The following is a 15,718-nucleotide window of genomic DNA, read 5'->3' as shown; positions in this document are numbered from 1 at the left end:
TCCGGATGCGGCTCCCCCGCGGGGAGCTCAGCTGCCCCGTGTCAGCTGCCTCCGCCGCATCCGCCGCCTCCGCCGCAGGACGATCCGCCGCCCCCGCAGGACGACCCTCCGCCGCAGGAGTGGCCTCCGTGGTGACCGCCGCCGTCTCCGCCGCTGTCTCCGCCGGCCCACCAGCTGCTGCCGCCGCCGGCCGCGCTGCCGCCGGCGCTGTACCGGCGCGGCCGGCCGCCGCGGTAGGACCTCGCGGCCCCGCGACTGCGGGCGTTGGCCAGTACGGCCGCCACGAACACGATTCCGATCACCGCCAGGATGATGCCGAAGACCATGGCGCCACCCTCCTTCCGTGTCCCCCGAAGCGGCCCCCCGTGGGCGCCTCGCGTGGCGTCTGAGCGCCGCGTGAACGGGGGATGCCCGCCCGTCTCATCTGCCAAAGCAGAGTTGAGGAACTCCAGAGCTTCGGCGCAGGATGACGGGCATGACCTCCACCGCGCGCCCCTTCCTCAACCGCCGTCTCGCCGAGTTCGGGACGACGATCTTCGCCGAGATGTCCGCCCTGGCCGCGGCGACCGGCGCGATCAACCTGGGGCAGGGTTTCCCCGACACCGACGGCCCCGAGGAGGTCCGCGAGGCGGCCGTGCGGGCGCTGCGGGACGGGCGCGGCAACCAGTACCCGCCGGGCCCCGGCGTCCCCGAGCTGCGTACGGCGATCGCCGACCACCAGCTCCGCCGCTACGGCCTCTCCTTCGACCCGGACACCGAGGTCCTGGTCACCGCGGGCGCCACGGAGGCCATCGCCGCCACCCTGCTCGCGCTGCTGGAGCCGGGCGACGAGGTGGTCGCCCTCGAGCCGTACTACGACTCCTACGCGGCCTGCATCGCGATGGCGGGCGCCACGCGGGTGCCGGTCACCCTGCGCCCGGACCCCGAGCAGGCCCGTTTCCGCCTCGACCTGGACGAGCTGCGCGACGCGGTCACCGGGCGCACCCGGCTGCTGCTGATCAACACCCCGCACAACCCGACCGGCACGGTCCTGACCCGCGAGGAGCTGACCGCGATCGCCGAGCTGGCGGTGGAGCGGGACCTGCTCGTCGTGACGGACGAGGTGTACGAGCACCTGGTGTTCGACGAGGCCGAGCATGTGCCGCTGGCGACGCTGCCCGGGATGCGGGAGCGGACGGTCACCATCGGGTCGAGCGGCAAGACATTCTCGTTCACGGGCTGGAAGGTCGGCTGGGTGACGGCGGCGCCCGGACTGGTCACGGCGGTGCGCTCGGCGAAGCAGTTCCTGACGTATGTGTCGTCCGGCCCGTTCCAGTACGCGGTCGCGGAGGCGCTGGCCCTGCCCGACAGCTACTTCGCCGACTTCCGCGCGGACATGCGGGTCAAGCGCGACCTGCTGGCGGCGGGGCTCGCGGACGCGGGCTTCGCGGTCTTCCGCCCGGCCGGCACCTACTTCGTCACCACGGACATCCGCCCGCTCGGCGAGTCCGACGGCTTCGCCTTCTGCCGCTCGCTGCCCGAGCGGGCGGGCGTGGTCGCCATCCCGAACGCCGTCTTCTACGACCACCGCGAGGAGGGCGCGCCGTTCGTGCGGTTCGCGTTCTGCAAGCGGGTGAGCGTGCTGGAGGAGGCGGCCACCCGGCTGAAGGCACTGGCTCTCTGAAGGGGCCGGCCCTCGAAGGCACTGGCCCTCTGAGCTGCCGGCCGGCCGAGCCGGGCGCGACGCGGCCGGGCCGACGCGAGCGGGCGCCCGTCCACAGGCTGTGGACGGGCGCCCGCTCGGCGTACAGGCAGGGTGTGGACTAGTTGTCGCCCTCGGCGCCCTCGGCGCCGTCTTCGGGCTTCTCGTCGGCGTCGTTGACCGCCGACTCCAGGCCCAGCTGCTCCACGAGCCACTTGTCGAACTCGATCGCCGCCCGCACCCAGCTCACCGTCGAGGAGACGAAGAGCTCGATGTTCACACCGGCGCCGATCAGCAGCTGCGCCTCGCCGATGAGGCGGACGGTGCCGTCGTCGTGGGTGTGGGTGTAGACCTTCGGCCACAGGGTGCGGCGGTTCCAGTCGTCGATCGACTCGAGCAGCGCCACCTTGTCGTCGATCTTGTGGGGCCGGTCGTAGAACGTCCGCACCGAGTAGACCGCCTGGTCACCCTCGCCGCGGAACATGAAGTACGTACGGAACTCCTCCCACGGCGCCGCGAGGTCACCCTCGTCGTCGACGACGTACTTCAGCTCCATCTGGTCGAGGAGCTGCTTCACGAGATCCTGATCCGGGACGACGGGGCCCGCCGGTCCACCCTGGGGCTGCGGCTCCTGCTGGCCCCCGAAGTTCGGAATCGAGGACGGGTCGATGCTCACCGTGATTTTCCCTTCGTACGGATCCCGCCATCCTCCCCCATGCGGGGAGGGGGGTGGCAAGCCCAGCACGGGCCTGTCAGCCCTGAGCTGACATGATCCGGCCTGTTGCGCGAAGACGCGGTGACGGGTGGAGGGGAATCGCATGGCGAACGGGCGAAGCGAAGCCGGAGTGCCGCCGGGGCCGGGGCCGCGGGGGCGGACCAGATGGGGCCTGGTGGCGGCGGTCCTGGCCCTGCCGGTGCTGCTGGTGGGCGGCCTGCTGGTGCTGCTCGTCGTCTCGGTGCTGACCGACGACGAGGAAGTGGACGGGACCCGGCTGAAGAAGGTGCCCTGTGCCGAGGCGCTGGCGTTCGGCGGGGCCGAGCTGCCGACGGGCGCCCAGGATGCCGCGTGCACGGTGCAGTCCTGGCTGGACACGAACTACCAGGCCGACTTCCGGATGCCGCGCGCGGGCTTCGAGGCCTGGCTGGCCGACACCTATCCGGAGGCGCCCGAGCCGGGCGGCCCGGGGACCCAGGCCTGTGTGCACGGCTCGGACTACTGCTTCCAGCTCGACGTCACCGACCACCCCGGGACGGACGCCTACTACGTCAACGTGAACGTGACGCACGTGAACGCCGAGACCGTACGGGTGCGGTACTCGGCGTTCACGACGTGAGGTGAGCCGCGGGGGCGGGGGCGGGGGCGCTACAGCGTCTTGCCCGACTCCGCCGTCGCCGGGCCCACGATCAGGCCCTCGCCCTCGCCGAAGGTGTCCACCCGGACCGTGTCGCCGTCCTTGATCTCGCCGGCCAGGATCTCCTTGGCGAGCCGGTCGCCGATGGCCGTCTGGACCAGGCGGCGCAGCGGGCGGGCGCCGTACGCCGGGTCGTTGCCCTCGTCGGCGAGCCAGGCCAGGGCCGCGTCGGTGACCTCCAGGGTGAGGCGCCGTTCGGCGAGCCGCTTGGCCAGGCGGTCGATCTGGAGGCGGGCGATCCGCTCCAGCTCCTCCTTGTTCAGGGCCGAGAAGACGACCAGGTCGTCGAGCCGGTTGAGGAACTCCGGCTTGAACGAGGCCCGCACCACCTCCAGGACCTGCTCCTTCTTCTCCGCCTCGGTGGTCACCGGGTCGACCAGGTACTGGCTGCCCAGGTTCGACGTCAGCACCAGGATGGTGTTGCGGAAGTCGACCGTGCGGCCCTGGCCGTCGGTCAGCCGGCCGTCGTCCAGGACCTGGAGCAGGACGTCGAAGACCTCCGGGTGCGCCTTCTCCACCTCGTCCAGCAGGACCACGCTGTACGGGCGCCTGCGCACCGCCTCCGTGAGCTGGCCGCCCTCCTCGTAGCCGATGTAGCCGGGGGGCGCGCCGACCAGGCGGGCGACGCTGTGCTTCTCGCCGTACTCCGACATGTCGATGCGGATCATGGCCCGCTCGTCGTCGAAGAGGAAGTCGGCGAGGGCCTTGGCCAGCTCGGTCTTGCCGACGCCGGTCGGGCCGAGGAAGAGGAAGGAGCCGGTGGGGCGGTCGGGGTCGGCGATGCCGGCGCGGGAGCGGCGTACGGCGTCGGAGACGGCCTGCACCGCCTGCGCCTGGCCGATGAGGCGACGGCCCAGCTCCTCCTCCATGCGCAGCAGCTTCTGCGTCTCGCCCTCCAGGAGGCGGCCCGCGGGGATGCCGGTCCAGGAGGCGACGACGTCGGCGATGTCGTCCGAGCCGACCTCCTCCTTGACCATGGTGTCCTTCGCGGCCTCCTCCTCGGCCTCGGACGCGGCCTCCAGGTCGCGCTCCAGGGTCGGGATCTCGCCGTACAGCAGCTTGCTGGCGGTGTCGAAGTCGCCGTCGCGCTGGGCGCGCTCGGCCTGGCCGCGCAGCTCGTCGAGCTTCTCCTTCAGCGCGCCGACCCGGTTGAGGGACTGCTTCTCCTTCTCCCAGCGGGCGGTGAGCAGGCGCAGCTCCTCCTCCCGGTCGGCGAGGTCGCGGCGCAGCTTCTCCAGCCGCTCGCGGGAGGCGGCGTCCGTCTCCTTGCTGAGCGCCAGCTCCTCCATCTTCAGCCGGTCCACGGACCGCTGGAGCTCGTCGATCTCGACCGGCGAGGAGTCGATCTCCATGCGCAGGCGGGAGGCCGCCTCGTCGACCAGGTCGATGGCCTTGTCGGGGAGGAAGCGGGAGGTGATGTACCGGTCGGAGAGGGTCGCGGCGGCGACCAGGGCCGCGTCCGCGATCTGCACCTTGTGGTGGGCCTCGTAGCGGCCCTTGAGACCGCGCAGGATCGCGATGGTGTCCTCGACCGACGGCTCCGCCACCAGCACCTGCTGGAAGCGGCGCTCCAGCGCCGGGTCCTTCTCGATCCGCTCCCGGTACTCGTCGAGCGTCGTCGCGCCGACCATGCGCAGCTCACCGCGCGCGAGCATCGGCTTGAGCATGTTGCCGGCGTCCATCGCGGAGTCGCCGCCGGCGCCCGCGCCGACGACCGTGTGCAGCTCGTCGATGAAGGTGATGATCTGCCCGTCGGAGTCCTTGATCTCGGCGAGGACGGTCTTCAACCGCTCCTCGAACTCACCCCGGTACTTGGCGCCCGCGACCATCGCGCCGAGGTCGAGCGCGACGAGCCGCTTGTTCCTGAGGGACTCGGGCACGTCCCCCTTGACGATCCGCTGGGCGAGCCCCTCGACGACGGCGGTCTTGCCGACGCCGGGCTCGCCGATGAGGACGGGGTTGTTCTTCGTGCGCCGGGAGAGGACCTGCACGACGCGCCGGATCTCCTGGTCCCGCCCGATGACCGGGTCGAGCTTGCCCTCGCGGGCGGCGGCGGTGAAGTCCGTCCCGAACTTCTCCAGGGCCTTGTACTGCCCCTCGGGGTCGGCGCTGGTCACCCGGCGCCCGCCGCGGGACTTCTGGAAGGCCTCCTGGAGCTTCTTCGCGGTCGCTCCCTGCCGGGCCAGCACCTCACCGGCCTGTCCGCCCTTGGCGGCGATGCCGATGAGCAGGTGCTCGGTCGACAGGTACTCGTCCCCCAGGTCGCCGGCCCGGCTCTGCGCGTCGGCGATGACGGACAGCAGCTCGCGGTTGGGCTGCGGGGGCGCGACGGTGGACCCGGTCACGCTGGGCAGCGCGCCGAGCACCTTCTCGGCCCCAGCCCGCACGGCCGCCTGGTCCGCGTCGACGGCGGCGAGGAGATCGACGATGTTGTCGTTCTCCTGCCCCTGGAGCAGAGCGAGCAGCAGATGGGCGGGGATGAGGTCGGCGTGTCCCTGGGACACGGCCCTGTTGCTGGCCGCGTTGATCGCGTCCCGGCTCCGGTTGGTCAGCTCGGCGTCCACGTTCGCTTTCTCCTCCTGGCGTCAGCAGTCTCCCGTGTCTGACTCAGTCAGCGTACACAAAGTTGAGTCTATTCCGCTCAAGGTGTGCGCGGGAGTCCGGGAACGGGTTAGGTTCCGGACCATGGCCGCATACCCCCAGGACCCGGGCGCCCCGGACGCGCCGTACCTCGCCTTCTGGCGCGAACGGCACCTGTGCACACTGACCACACCACGTCCGGACGGCAGTCCGCACGTGGTTCCGGTCGGAGTGACATACGAACCCGGGGCCCGACTCGCTCGGGTCATCGCCGACAGGCGCAGCACGAAGGTCGGCAACGTCCTGGCGGCGGGGCCGGACGGCGCCCGGGTCGCGGTGTGCCAGGTGGACGGCCGGCGCTGGGCCACCTTGGAGGGCAGGGCGTACGTGCGCGGGGAGCCGGACCGGGTCGCGGAGGCGGAGCGCCGGTACGCCGAGCGCTACGGGCGCACACCGAGCCCGAACCCCGCGCGCGTGGTGATCGAGATCGAGCTGACCCGGGCGATGGGTCGCGGCTGACCCGGGTGAGGCGGATGACCAGATCCGTCCCCGTCGTTTTTCGGCCAACGCTCAAGCGGGTGCATGTGCGGAAATGTCCCCGCAAATTACAGCGGCGTCACCGTGTTCAGGTCACGGTGACGCCGCTGCGGGGGGAAGCACCTGAGCGATCTGTTACGACGGGGGAATCGCGTCAGGCACTGCGGGGGGTGGCTGAGATGGTCTTCAGGGGCGGGGTCTCGGGCTCCACGAGCCTGTGGTCCCGCTGGTCCAGGTTCACAAAGATCATTCCGTAACGAATGGCGCACCGCACGGGCTGCGGCGCCCCCCGGGGCTTGCGCAGGCACCGGTAGGCCCGTACGTCCTCGTCCTCGTCGCGCGTCACGACCACCGGCTCGCCGAACACGGTCACCATCAACGAGTCACCACTGTGGGGGATGGCGGTGACCAGGTCGATGAAGTGCCAGCCGGAGCGGTAGGCGGTGGCCATTTCGCGGCGGAAGGAGCGGTCGTCGGGTGGAGTGGTCATGACTCGGCGACCCACGTACTGTCGCTGGGAGCGACCCACGTACTGTCACCCGGCACGTCTGCCGCCGTGATCACCCACGTGCTGTCACTGGGCGCGACCCACGTACTGTCCGCGGGCGCCGCGACGGTCTCGGTACCCGTGCTCCAGGTACTGTCGCGCGCCGTGTCACCCGTCGTCCCCGCAAGGCCACTCAGCGCCCCGAAGGCCAAGGCGGCGGAGAAGGCGGCGGCAAGCGCCGAGCGAAGCATTCTCTTATGCATAGTCGGCTTCGTCCTCATTTGAAGGTCACCTCTCCCCCGTCCACTACGACGATGGCCCATTCGGGCACGTCATGGCCACACAATCGATGCATCATGTTCCTGCACGTTCAGGACCCTGGGGGGTGGAGATTTGACGAAAAATGAGACAAAGCAGACACATCCTCATGCGTCGACTGAGCTGTGCGAGGAAGGTCGCCGTCTCTATGGGAACGCTCTTCGGACGGGCCGCATAGCCCGTGCCGACGTGGAGCCTGCTCCGTGTTTGATGGAGTTCGCCCTGCTTCATGCGGACCCCGACGACGCGAACTGGCTACGTCCGGTGCCCCCGTCGATCGCCCTGTCCCAGCTGCTCAACCCGATCGAGCGCGAGATCACCCAGCGCAGACGGCTGTCGGTCGAACTCGCCGACGCTTTCGAGCCGTTCATGACCCTCAGCGCCCAGCCGACGCCGACCACGCACTCGATCACGGTGCTGGAGGGCATCGACCGGATCAACGCGGCACTCGATCTGGCCACCTCCCAGTGCCAGACCGAGATGCTCACCGTCCAGCCGAGCCGCCGGCGCCTCGAACACACCCTCGTACAGGGCCTCGAGCGCGACAGACCGCTGATCGAACGCGGCTGCCGGATCCGGACCCTCTACCAGCACACGGCCCGGTACAGCCCCGAGACGCTGGCCTACGTCTCCCAGTTCACCGACGGCAAGGTGGAGTACCGCACCATCGACGAACTCGTGGAGCGGCTGATCATCTGCGACGAGACCGTCGCCTTCATCCCCACCCGGGACGACGGACAGGTCGCCCTCGAGCTCCGGCACCCGGGGCTCGTCCGCTACCTGATCAAGGTCTTCGAGTTCATGTGGGGCCGCGCGGTCCCGCTGGCCACCGGCGCCCCCTACGAGACCGCCCCCGACGGCATCACGGACATCCAGCACTCCATCGCCAAGCTCCTCGTCGAGGGGCATGTCGACGAGGCCATAGCCCGCCGTCTGGGCATGAACGTCCGCACCTGCCGAGCCCACATAGCGAAACTCGCCACGGCTCTGGGCAGCGGCAGCCGCGCCCAACTCGGCTTCCTCATAGCCCAGTCGGGGATCCTCAAACAGGAACCCTGACCGTGCGGGCGGGCCCGGAACCGAGAACCGGGACCGGCACGCCCGCGCTCCGCCCGGCTGTCCACCGCCCACCACCAGCCGTCCTCGAACAGGAGAGAGACTCGCAGTGAACGCGCCGCCGCACGCCCACCACGGCGTGGAGAACCTGTGCGCCGCCGGCACGAACCTCTACGAGGCGGCCCTGCGCGACGGACGGATCAAGACCGAGGAGACCGAGACGGCGGCCCCCTGTCTGCTGTCCTTCGGCCTGCTGCACCCGGTCGTGGACGACCCCGACCAGCTCGAACCCGTCTCCCCGGCCCTGGCCCTGCACCGGCTGCTGCGCGCCTCGGGCACCCGCATCGCCGACGAACGGCGCCGCGAGGAACGACTGGCGACCCTCTTCGAACCCCTGATGCGGATCACCGGCAGCCGCACCGCCGCCGCCGATCCCGCCTCCCTGCGGCTCCTCAGCGGCACGGAACAGATCAACGGGGCCATCACCGAGGCGACGGCCGAGGCGACGGACGAACTGCTCTGCATCCAGCCCAACGTCCACTACAGCGGGCCGCGCGGCGAGACGGCCCAGACCGTGGCCATGGCTCGCGACCAGGCCCTGCTCGACCGCGGCTGCCGCATCCGCACCCTCTACCAGCACACCCAGCGCCACCAGCCCCTCGTCCTGGCCCGCTACGAGCAGCTCCGGGGCGACGTGGCGGCCCGGACCCTCGACGAGGTCACCGACCGCCTGATCGTCATCGACGGCAAGGTCGCCTTCATCCCCGCCGGCGAGGACGGCCGACTGGCCCTGGAGGTCCGCCACCCCGCCCTCCTCACGTACTTCACCATCACCTTCGACCGCCTCTGGCGGCTGGCCACCCCGATGTACCCGCAGGCGGTGCACCGCCCGTCCCTCAACGGCGTCACCCCCCGACAGCAGGCCATCGCCGCCCTCCTCGTCGAAGGGCACACCGACGCCGTCATCGCCGACCGCCTCGGCATGAACATCCGGACCGCACGCGTCCACATCGCCAAACTCGCCACCACCCTCGGCAGCGAGAGCCGCGCCCAACTCGGCTACCTCATCGGGCAGTCGGGGATCCTTGACCGGGAACAGAACCGGGACCGGGCGCAGGAGCAGGAGCCGCGGCCGGGTCCGGACCGCCCCCCGGCGCCGGAAGACTGACCGACGGCGGCTCCGCCTCCCCGGACGGCCGGTCGAGGCCGACCTGCGCGATCCGCACCCCCAGCTGGGTCCGGCTGGCCGCGCCCAGGGTCTCCGAGAGCCGGGCGATGTGCGCACGGCAGGTGCGGACGCTGATGCCCAGGCGCTCGGCGATCACCGCGTCCTGATGCCCCTCCGCCAGCAGTGCGGCGATGGACTGCTCCCGGTGGGAGATGCCCTCGATCCGGGTCTCGGGCAGGGGCGCGGTGAGCGGGATCGCCAGCCGCCACAGCCGCTCGAAGACCGTCACCAGGTAGGAGACCAGGGCCGGGTGGCGCAGCTCCAGGGCCATCGTGCGGTCGGTGTTCGCCGGGATGAAGGCGACCGTGCGGTCGAAGAGGATCAGCCGGTCGATGACCTCGTCCAGCGTGCGGGCCTCCACCGCGTCGCCCATCAGCTCCAGGTAGGTGAGCAGGCCCTGGCCGTGCCGGGCGACGTGGTTGTAGATGTCCCGCATGCGCACACCCCGGCCGCGCAGCTCCAGCGCCCGGTGCAGGCCCTCCGACAACTCGTGCTCACGCCGGATGCCGCCGGGCTGCACGGTGAGGACCTCGGTCGTGCACGCCACGGTCGCCGCGTCCAGGGCGGCCTGGATGCGGGAGGCGCCGTCCAGGACCCGGATCGCCGCGCCCTCGCCGGCCGACCCGCCCCGCGCGGGACCGCCCAGGCCCGCGTACCACTCGAAGGCGGCGACCGCCGAGCCCATCCGGCGCCCGCTCGCGCTCACCTCGTCGTACAGACCGCGCAGCAGCCGGGTCATGACCTCCTGCGGGGAGGTCGGCACCAGCCAGTCCATGTCGTCGGGGTCCGGGTGCAGCAGGGCGAGTTCCAGGAGGCACGGCACCGGCTCGGCGTCGGTCCGCGCCACCCGACCGCGCCGCACGGCCCGGGAATACACGCGATCCCCGGCCTCGCACAGTCGGTCGGCACCGTGTGGATGCTCCTCCGTCCCGTGCCCGGCCATCGCCCATCCCACCCCCGCCGTACGCCTCTTCCGGAGCGCAACTATGCGCGGCCCGGACCAGCTCCGCAACACGGCTGCCCCGGCCGACGCCTGGGAAAACCACCGTTCTGTTCCTGTTTCTCCCGGCCTCCTCCCCTCGCACTGCAACAAGCTGACGGTGGTGCAGGGCGCTCGCGACAAGGCATGGTGGGTTCCGCTTGCCCCCGGGTGCTCCCCACTCGGGGGAGGGCACAGCGGGGGAGGGCACAGCCCGGGGGAGGGCACAGCCAACCCGGCCGGACCACGGGGGAGTCCGGCCGGGCCCAGGCCACGGGCCACCACACCCGCAGTGCCCCGCAGACACACCGAGCACCCGTGCACTCCCGGAAATGCCGGAGTGATCGCCGTGTCACGTAACCCACTTAACGTCGGCCCATGGCGGACATATTTGACGCGTACGCGCTGGCCGACGCGTGGGACGAGATGTTCGAGCGGCCGGGTGAGGTCAGGACCGCCTATGAGCCGGTGCTGGCCGCACTACAACCCATCGAACCGGGTGAACTGCGCTTCAGGGCCGACCAGATGGCCCGCGCCTTCACCGACCGCGGGGTGACCTACGCCTTCGCGGGCGAGGAGCGGCCCTGGCCGCTGGACCTGGTGCCGAGGATCCTCGACGCGCTGGAATGGGATTTCGTACAAAGAGGGGTCGCCCAGCGGGTCAGAGCCCTGGAGGCCTATCTCGCCGACGCCTACGGGCCCTGCCGCGCCTTCGAGGACGGTGTCGTCCCCTGGCGGCTGCTGCTGGGCTCCCCGCACTTCCACCGCGCCGCCCACGGCGTCGAACCACCCGGCGGGGTACGCATCCACGTCGCCGGCATCGACCTCGTCCGGGACGAGGCGGGGGACTTCCGGGTGCTCGAGGACAACGTGCGGGTCCCCAGCGGGGTGTCGTACGTCATCGAGAACCGGCGGGCGATGACCCGGGTGTTCCCCTCGCTCTTCGACGGGCAGCACGTCGTGCCGGTGGACGGCTATCCCGCGCGGCTGCTCGCCGCCCTGCGGGCCGCCGCGCCCGAGGGGACCGCGGACCCGCGGGTCGTCGTCCTCACCCCCGGCCCCAGCAACGCCGCCTACTTCGAACACGCCCTGCTGGCCAGGCTGATGGGCGTGCAGCTGGTCGAGGGCCACGACCTCCTGTGCCGCAACCACCGGGTGTGGATGCGGACCACCAAGGGCGAGGTCCCGGTCCATGTCGTCTACCGGCGGCTCGACGACGACTTCCTCGACCCGCTCCACTTCCGCCCCGACTCGGTGATCGGCTGCCCCGGCATCATGACCGCGGCCCTGGCCGGAAAGGTGACCCTCGCCAACGCCGTCGGCAACGGCATCGCGGACGACAAGCTGCTGTACACGTACGTCCCGGACCTCATCCGGTACTACCTCGGCGAGGAACCGGTCCTCCCCAACGTGGAGTCGTACCGCCCCGACGAACCCGGGCAGCTCGACGCCGTCCTCGACCAGCTCGACCGGCTGGTCGTCAAGCCCGTGGACGGCGCCGGCGGGCAGGGCATCGTCATCGGCCCGAAGGCCGACGCCAAGACCCTGGCGAAGACGCGGAAGGCCGTCGCCGCCGACCCGCGCGGCTTCATCGCCCAGCGGCCCGTGGCCCTGTCCACCTCCCCCACCCTCGCGGGCGACCGCATGGCACCGCGCCACATCGACCTGCGGCCGTTCGCCGTCAACGACGGCACCGACGTCTGGGTGCTGCCCGGCGGACTCACGCGCGTGGCCCTGCAGGAGGGCAACCTGATCGTCAACTCCAGCCAGGGCGGCGGCTCCAAGGACACCTGGGTGCTCGCCGAGGGCCCGGCGGAGGGCCCGGCCGCCCTGCCGGCCGACGACGCGCCCCCGGCCGTCGCACCCCGCCAGCTGGGCCCGGACGGGGTCCCCACCGCCGTACAGGAAGGGGCGCAGCAGCAGTGAACGACGTGATCCTCTCCCGCATAGCGGAAGCGCTGACCTGGACCGGCCGCTACGTCGAACGGGCCGACGCGACCGCGCGCATCCTCGACGCCTACCTCCACCGCATGCTGGAGGACCCCTGGCGCGACGAGGACGCGGCCTGCCGGTCGCTGTACGCGATCCTGGGCGTCGACGCGGGCCCCGACACGGTCGACATGCGGCAGGTCCTGGACCAGCTGGCCTTCGACTCCCGCTCCACCTGCGCCATCGAGGGCGCGCTGGGCGCCGCCCGGCTGAACGCGCGCAGCGCCCGCGAGGCCGTCTCCTCGGCGATGTGGGAGTGCCTGAACGCCACCTGGCACGCCCTCGCCGACCAGCGCCGCGCGGCCTCCCGTACGGGCCCCTACGGCTATCTGGAGCTCGTCCGCAGCCGCGCGGCCCTCTTCTTCGGGCTCGCCGACTCCACGATGAGCCGCGACGACAGCTGGCGGTTCGTCGTCCTGGGCCGGAGCCTGGAGCGGGTGGACATGACCGTGCGGCTGCTGTCGGTGCGCGTCCTGGACGCCGCCCACGCGCCCGACTGGCCGACCCTGCTGAGCGCCTCCGGCGCCGACGAGGCGTACGCGCGCGTGTACGGCGGTTTCGGCGACACCCCGAGAGTGGCCGAATTCCTGCTCCTGGACCGGGACTTCCCGCGTTCGGCGCTGCACGCGCTGACGACGGCCGAGGAGTGCCTGAGTGCGCTCGGCCGCCCCCGGCAGGACCCGGCCCGCCGTCCCATCGGCCGGCTGCGCACCCGCCTCGAGTACCTCGACTCGCCCGCCCTGGAGGAACAACTGCCACTGCTCCTCGGCGACTTGCAGTCCGCCTGTATGGCGTCGGCGGAGGCGGTGGCGGAGCGGTTCTACCCGTACCAGGGGCCCGTCGTGTGGGCCCAGGAAGGAGCGTGAGCACGATGACCACCGCGGCCACCACCCGCAGACTCCGCATCCGGCACACGACCCGTGTCTCCTACACGCAGGCCGCCGTCCTCTCGCACAACGAGGTCCGGATGACCCCCCTCACCCTGCCGGGCCAGACGACGCTGGACTCCCGGGTGACCGTCCGCCCGGCGGCCGGCACCTGGTCGTACTGGGACTACTGGGGCACCCAGGTCACCGCCTTCGAGCTGATGGACCCGCACGCGGACCTCACCATCACGGCGTCCAGCCTGGTGGAGACGGCCCCGCCGGGCGCGCTGCCGCCGGCCCCGGGGTGGCCGGAGATCGCCGCACGCGCGGCCGGCTCCCGTCTGCTGGAGTTCGCCGGCCCCACGGCCCGTACGACGGTCCCGCCGAAGCTGGTGAAGAAGGCGAGGAAGGCGGCCATGGGCCTGGACCCGCACGGGACGGCGGTGGCCGTGTCGGCGCTGGTCGCGGACCAGGTGTCCTACCTGCCCGGCGTCACCGGCGTGAACACCTCGGCCGCCGAGGCCTGGGACCAGGGCGCCGGGGTCTGCCAGGACATCGCCCATGTCACGATCGCGCTGCTGCGCGGCCTGGGCCTGCCCACCCGGTACGTCTCCGGCTACCTCCACCCCGAGCGGGACGCGGAGCTGCACCGCCCGGTGGCCGGGCAGAGCCACGCCTGGGTCGAGTACTGGGCCGGCGACTGGCACGGCTACGACCCGACGAACCGGACCCGGCCCGACGAGTCCCACGTCGTGGTCGGCCGGGGTCGCGACTACGACGACGTCACCCCGCACAAGGGCATCTACCGGGGTGTCGCCGGCGGGCCGCCGGAGGTCACGGTGGAGTTCACCCGGGTGGCGTGAGCGGCGGTCCGGGCGGATGCGGTCCGGGCGGGCGCTCGGCCCGCCCGGAGTCCGTGGCTCGGATCAGAGCAGGTCGAGAGCCTGGCAGGCGGCCTTGTACTTGGCGGTGCAGATCTCGGAGACCTTGTAGATGCCGTCGGCGACGATGGTCGACTTGATGTTGCTCTTCGTCAGCGCGACCACGGTCACCAGCTTGGCCGGGATGTCCTTGTTCGTCGGGCTGTCGACCCGGTCGCGGGTGAGGGCGTCGAACTGGATGTCGCGGCCCTGGACCTTGGCGACGGCGGCCTCGGCGGCGGCCTCGGCCTCGTTGGGGTACGGCTTGTAGACGCTCATGAACTGCTCGCCGCTGATGATGCGCTGCACGGCCGCCAGCTCCGCGTCCTGGCCGGTGATCGGGGGCAGGTCGCCGGAGCTGACGCCCGCGGCCTTGAGGGCCTTGATGATGCCGCCGGCCATGGCGTCGTTGGCGGAGTAGACGCCGGCGATGTTGGACACGCCCAGCGCCTCGATCGCCTTCGTCATGTTGGCCTCGGCGACCTCGGGGCTCCACTTGTCGGTGTCGTACGACTTCGCCACCGTGACCCGGCCGTTGAGCTCGTTGAGCGCGCCCGCCTTGAACTGCCCGGCGTTCGGGTCGGTGGGCGAGCCGTTCACCATGACGATCTTGTCGCTGGCCTGGAGGTTGGGGATGGCCTCCGCGAGGGTGCGGCCCTGCACCTCGCCGACGAGCTCGTTGTCGAAGGAGACGTACCCGTCGATCGGTCCCTGGGCCAGGCGGTCGTAGGCGATGACGGGGATGCTCGCGTCCTTGGCCTTCTGCACCATCGTGGCGATCGACTTCGAGTCGACGGCGTCCAGCAGGATGACGTCGACCTTCTCGTCGATCATCTTCTGCATCTGGGTGAGCTGCGTCTTGGCTTCCCCGGCGGCGTTCGCGTACTCGGTCCTGCCCTTGTTCTCGGTGAGCTCGGCGACCTTCTTCTTGATGATGGGGTAGTCGAAGTCCGCGTACCGGGTGTTGGTCTCCTCCGGCATCAGCACGCCCACCGTGACGTCGTTGCTCCGGGTCGGTGTCGCGCTGCTGCTGTTCTCCGACGCCCCCAGCATTCCGCACCCGGCGAGCGACAGGGACATCGTGGAGGCGACCACAGCTATGGCGATACGACGCATTCGGGGGCTCACTTCAGGTGCGTTCGGTGCGATTCCGGACACATGGGTGTCACATGTAGACCCAGGTGTCTGAAAAGACAACGCGGCGGCGGCCGTCGGCGTCAAGCGGAACTACTTAACGAAGTAGCAACATCACACTCCGCTCAGCGGGTGAAGACGCATGGAGAGCACGCGGAGACGTTGAAAAGACCTGGACAGAGAACCAGCCAACGCGTGGGCAAAAAGTCGCACAACCAAGGCCGTTCGTCGCGGGTCACGATCACGACAGCCTTCCTTCCGACCCGAGGAACGCGTGAATCCCGCCAGACTCGCCACGGCCGTCGCCCTGACCACGACCGGCGACCTCCTCACCTCCGCCGTCGCCGCCGCCCGAGGACAACTGCCTCCGCAGGGCACGGCGGAGCGGAGCGTGCCCCCCGGATACAGGCCCGTGACCAGCGGAATTGTCGCTTCCGGCGCTGTTGCGAAGTGGTGACGGAGCGACGATTGATCACCTGTGGAATCCGGGTGAAGATGAGTGCACCGCGAGCCGCCGGGGGGACAAGCAGT

15 protein-coding genes are annotated in these 15,718 nt (G+C 71.1%); 9 read left to right on the top strand and 6 right to left on the bottom strand.

Annotation, left to right across the window (positions count from 1 at the left end):
- Positions 1-41: 41 nt before the first annotated feature.
- Positions 42-326 (bottom strand): hypothetical protein, encoded by a 285-nt coding sequence (locus OG736_RS23820; protein ID WP_327184243.1) that lies wholly within the window; start codon positions 324-326, stop codon positions 42-44.
- Positions 327-466: 140 nt separating this feature from the next.
- Between OG736_RS23820 and OG736_RS23815 the strand changes: the two genes are divergently transcribed.
- Entirely contained in the window at positions 467-1,663 is a 1,197-nt protein-coding gene (locus OG736_RS23815; RefSeq protein WP_327184241.1) for a pyridoxal phosphate-dependent aminotransferase, read from the top strand.
- Between the two features lie 139 nt (positions 1,664-1,802).
- Here OG736_RS23815 and OG736_RS23810 read toward each other — a convergent pair whose 3' ends face one another.
- The gene (locus OG736_RS23810) at positions 1,803-2,357 is read right to left on the bottom strand and encodes a YbjN domain-containing protein (protein ID WP_020129182.1); all 555 of its coding nucleotides are present in this window, start codon (positions 2,355-2,357) and stop codon (positions 1,803-1,805) included.
- 142 nt (positions 2,358-2,499) lie between these two features.
- On the opposite strand from OG736_RS23810, the gene OG736_RS23805 reads away from it, so the two are divergent.
- Complete coding sequence (locus tag OG736_RS23805; RefSeq protein WP_327184240.1) at positions 2,500-3,015, top strand: hypothetical protein; 516 nt, start codon at positions 2,500-2,502, stop codon at positions 3,013-3,015.
- 29 nt (positions 3,016-3,044) lie between these two features.
- Here OG736_RS23805 and clpB read toward each other — a convergent pair whose 3' ends face one another.
- The gene (gene clpB, locus OG736_RS23800; RefSeq protein WP_327184239.1) at positions 3,045-5,657 is read right to left on the bottom strand and encodes an ATP-dependent chaperone ClpB; all 2,613 of its coding nucleotides are present in this window, start codon (positions 5,655-5,657) and stop codon (positions 3,045-3,047) included.
- A 121-nt stretch (positions 5,658-5,778) separates the two neighbouring features.
- On the opposite strand from clpB, the gene OG736_RS23795 reads away from it, so the two are divergent.
- Positions 5,779-6,192 (top strand): pyridoxamine 5'-phosphate oxidase family protein, encoded by a 414-nt coding sequence (locus OG736_RS23795; protein WP_327184238.1) that lies wholly within the window; start codon positions 5,779-5,781, stop codon positions 6,190-6,192.
- Positions 6,193-6,364: 172 nt separating this feature from the next.
- Here OG736_RS23795 and OG736_RS23790 read toward each other — a convergent pair whose 3' ends face one another.
- Positions 6,365-6,700, bottom strand: a complete 336-nt coding sequence (locus tag OG736_RS23790; protein WP_054241900.1) for a Rieske (2Fe-2S) protein — start codon at positions 6,698-6,700, stop codon at positions 6,365-6,367.
- A 525-nt stretch (positions 6,701-7,225) separates the two neighbouring features.
- Between OG736_RS23790 and OG736_RS23785 the strand changes: the two genes are divergently transcribed.
- Entirely contained in the window at positions 7,226-8,074 is an 849-nt protein-coding gene (locus OG736_RS23785; protein WP_057601134.1) for a helix-turn-helix domain-containing protein, read from the top strand.
- A 106-nt stretch (positions 8,075-8,180) separates the two neighbouring features.
- Positions 8,181-9,239, top strand: a complete 1,059-nt coding sequence (locus tag OG736_RS23780; protein ID WP_327184237.1) for a helix-turn-helix transcriptional regulator — start codon at positions 8,181-8,183, stop codon at positions 9,237-9,239.
- On the opposite strand, the gene OG736_RS23775 is transcribed toward OG736_RS23780, so the two are convergent.
- Positions 9,136-10,242, bottom strand: coding sequence for a helix-turn-helix transcriptional regulator (locus OG736_RS23775; RefSeq protein ID WP_327184236.1), 1,107 nt, complete (start codon positions 10,240-10,242; stop codon positions 9,136-9,138). The genes OG736_RS23780 and OG736_RS23775 overlap by 104 nt on opposite strands.
- Before the next feature lie 414 nt (positions 10,243-10,656).
- On the opposite strand from OG736_RS23775, the gene OG736_RS23770 reads away from it, so the two are divergent.
- From OG736_RS23770 to OG736_RS23760, 3 genes are read left to right on the top strand one after another with little or no spacing between them, the layout of a single operon-like run.
- Positions 10,657-12,204, top strand: coding sequence for a circularly permuted type 2 ATP-grasp protein (locus tag OG736_RS23770; protein ID WP_327184235.1), 1,548 nt, complete (start codon positions 10,657-10,659; stop codon positions 12,202-12,204).
- A complete protein-coding gene (locus OG736_RS23765) occupies positions 12,201-13,133 on the top strand; it encodes an alpha-E domain-containing protein (protein ID WP_327184234.1) in 933 nt (310 codons plus the stop codon). The genes OG736_RS23770 and OG736_RS23765 overlap by 4 nt, the downstream gene beginning before the upstream one ends.
- 5 nt (positions 13,134-13,138) lie before the next feature.
- A complete protein-coding gene (locus OG736_RS23760) occupies positions 13,139-13,996 on the top strand; it encodes a transglutaminase family protein (protein ID WP_327187695.1) in 858 nt (285 codons plus the stop codon).
- A gap of 63 nt (positions 13,997-14,059) precedes the next feature.
- Here OG736_RS23760 and OG736_RS23755 read toward each other — a convergent pair whose 3' ends face one another.
- On the bottom strand, positions 14,060-15,169 hold the full coding sequence (locus OG736_RS23755; RefSeq protein WP_327184233.1) for a sugar ABC transporter substrate-binding protein: 1,110 nt from the start codon (positions 15,167-15,169) through the stop codon (positions 14,060-14,062).
- A 292-nt stretch (positions 15,170-15,461) separates the two neighbouring features.
- Between OG736_RS23755 and OG736_RS23750 the strand changes: the two genes are divergently transcribed.
- On the top strand, positions 15,462-15,644 hold the full coding sequence (locus tag OG736_RS23750; RefSeq protein ID WP_327184232.1) for a hypothetical protein: 183 nt from the start codon (positions 15,462-15,464) through the stop codon (positions 15,642-15,644).
- The last annotated feature ends 74 nt before the right edge of the window (positions 15,645-15,718 follow it).

The organism is Streptomyces sp. NBC_01334 (genome assembly GCF_035983595.1).
Taxonomy (GTDB): Bacteria; Actinomycetota; Actinomycetes; order Streptomycetales; family Streptomycetaceae; genus Streptomyces; species Streptomyces coriariae.
This window is presented reverse-complemented; position numbering and strand designations above follow the sequence as displayed.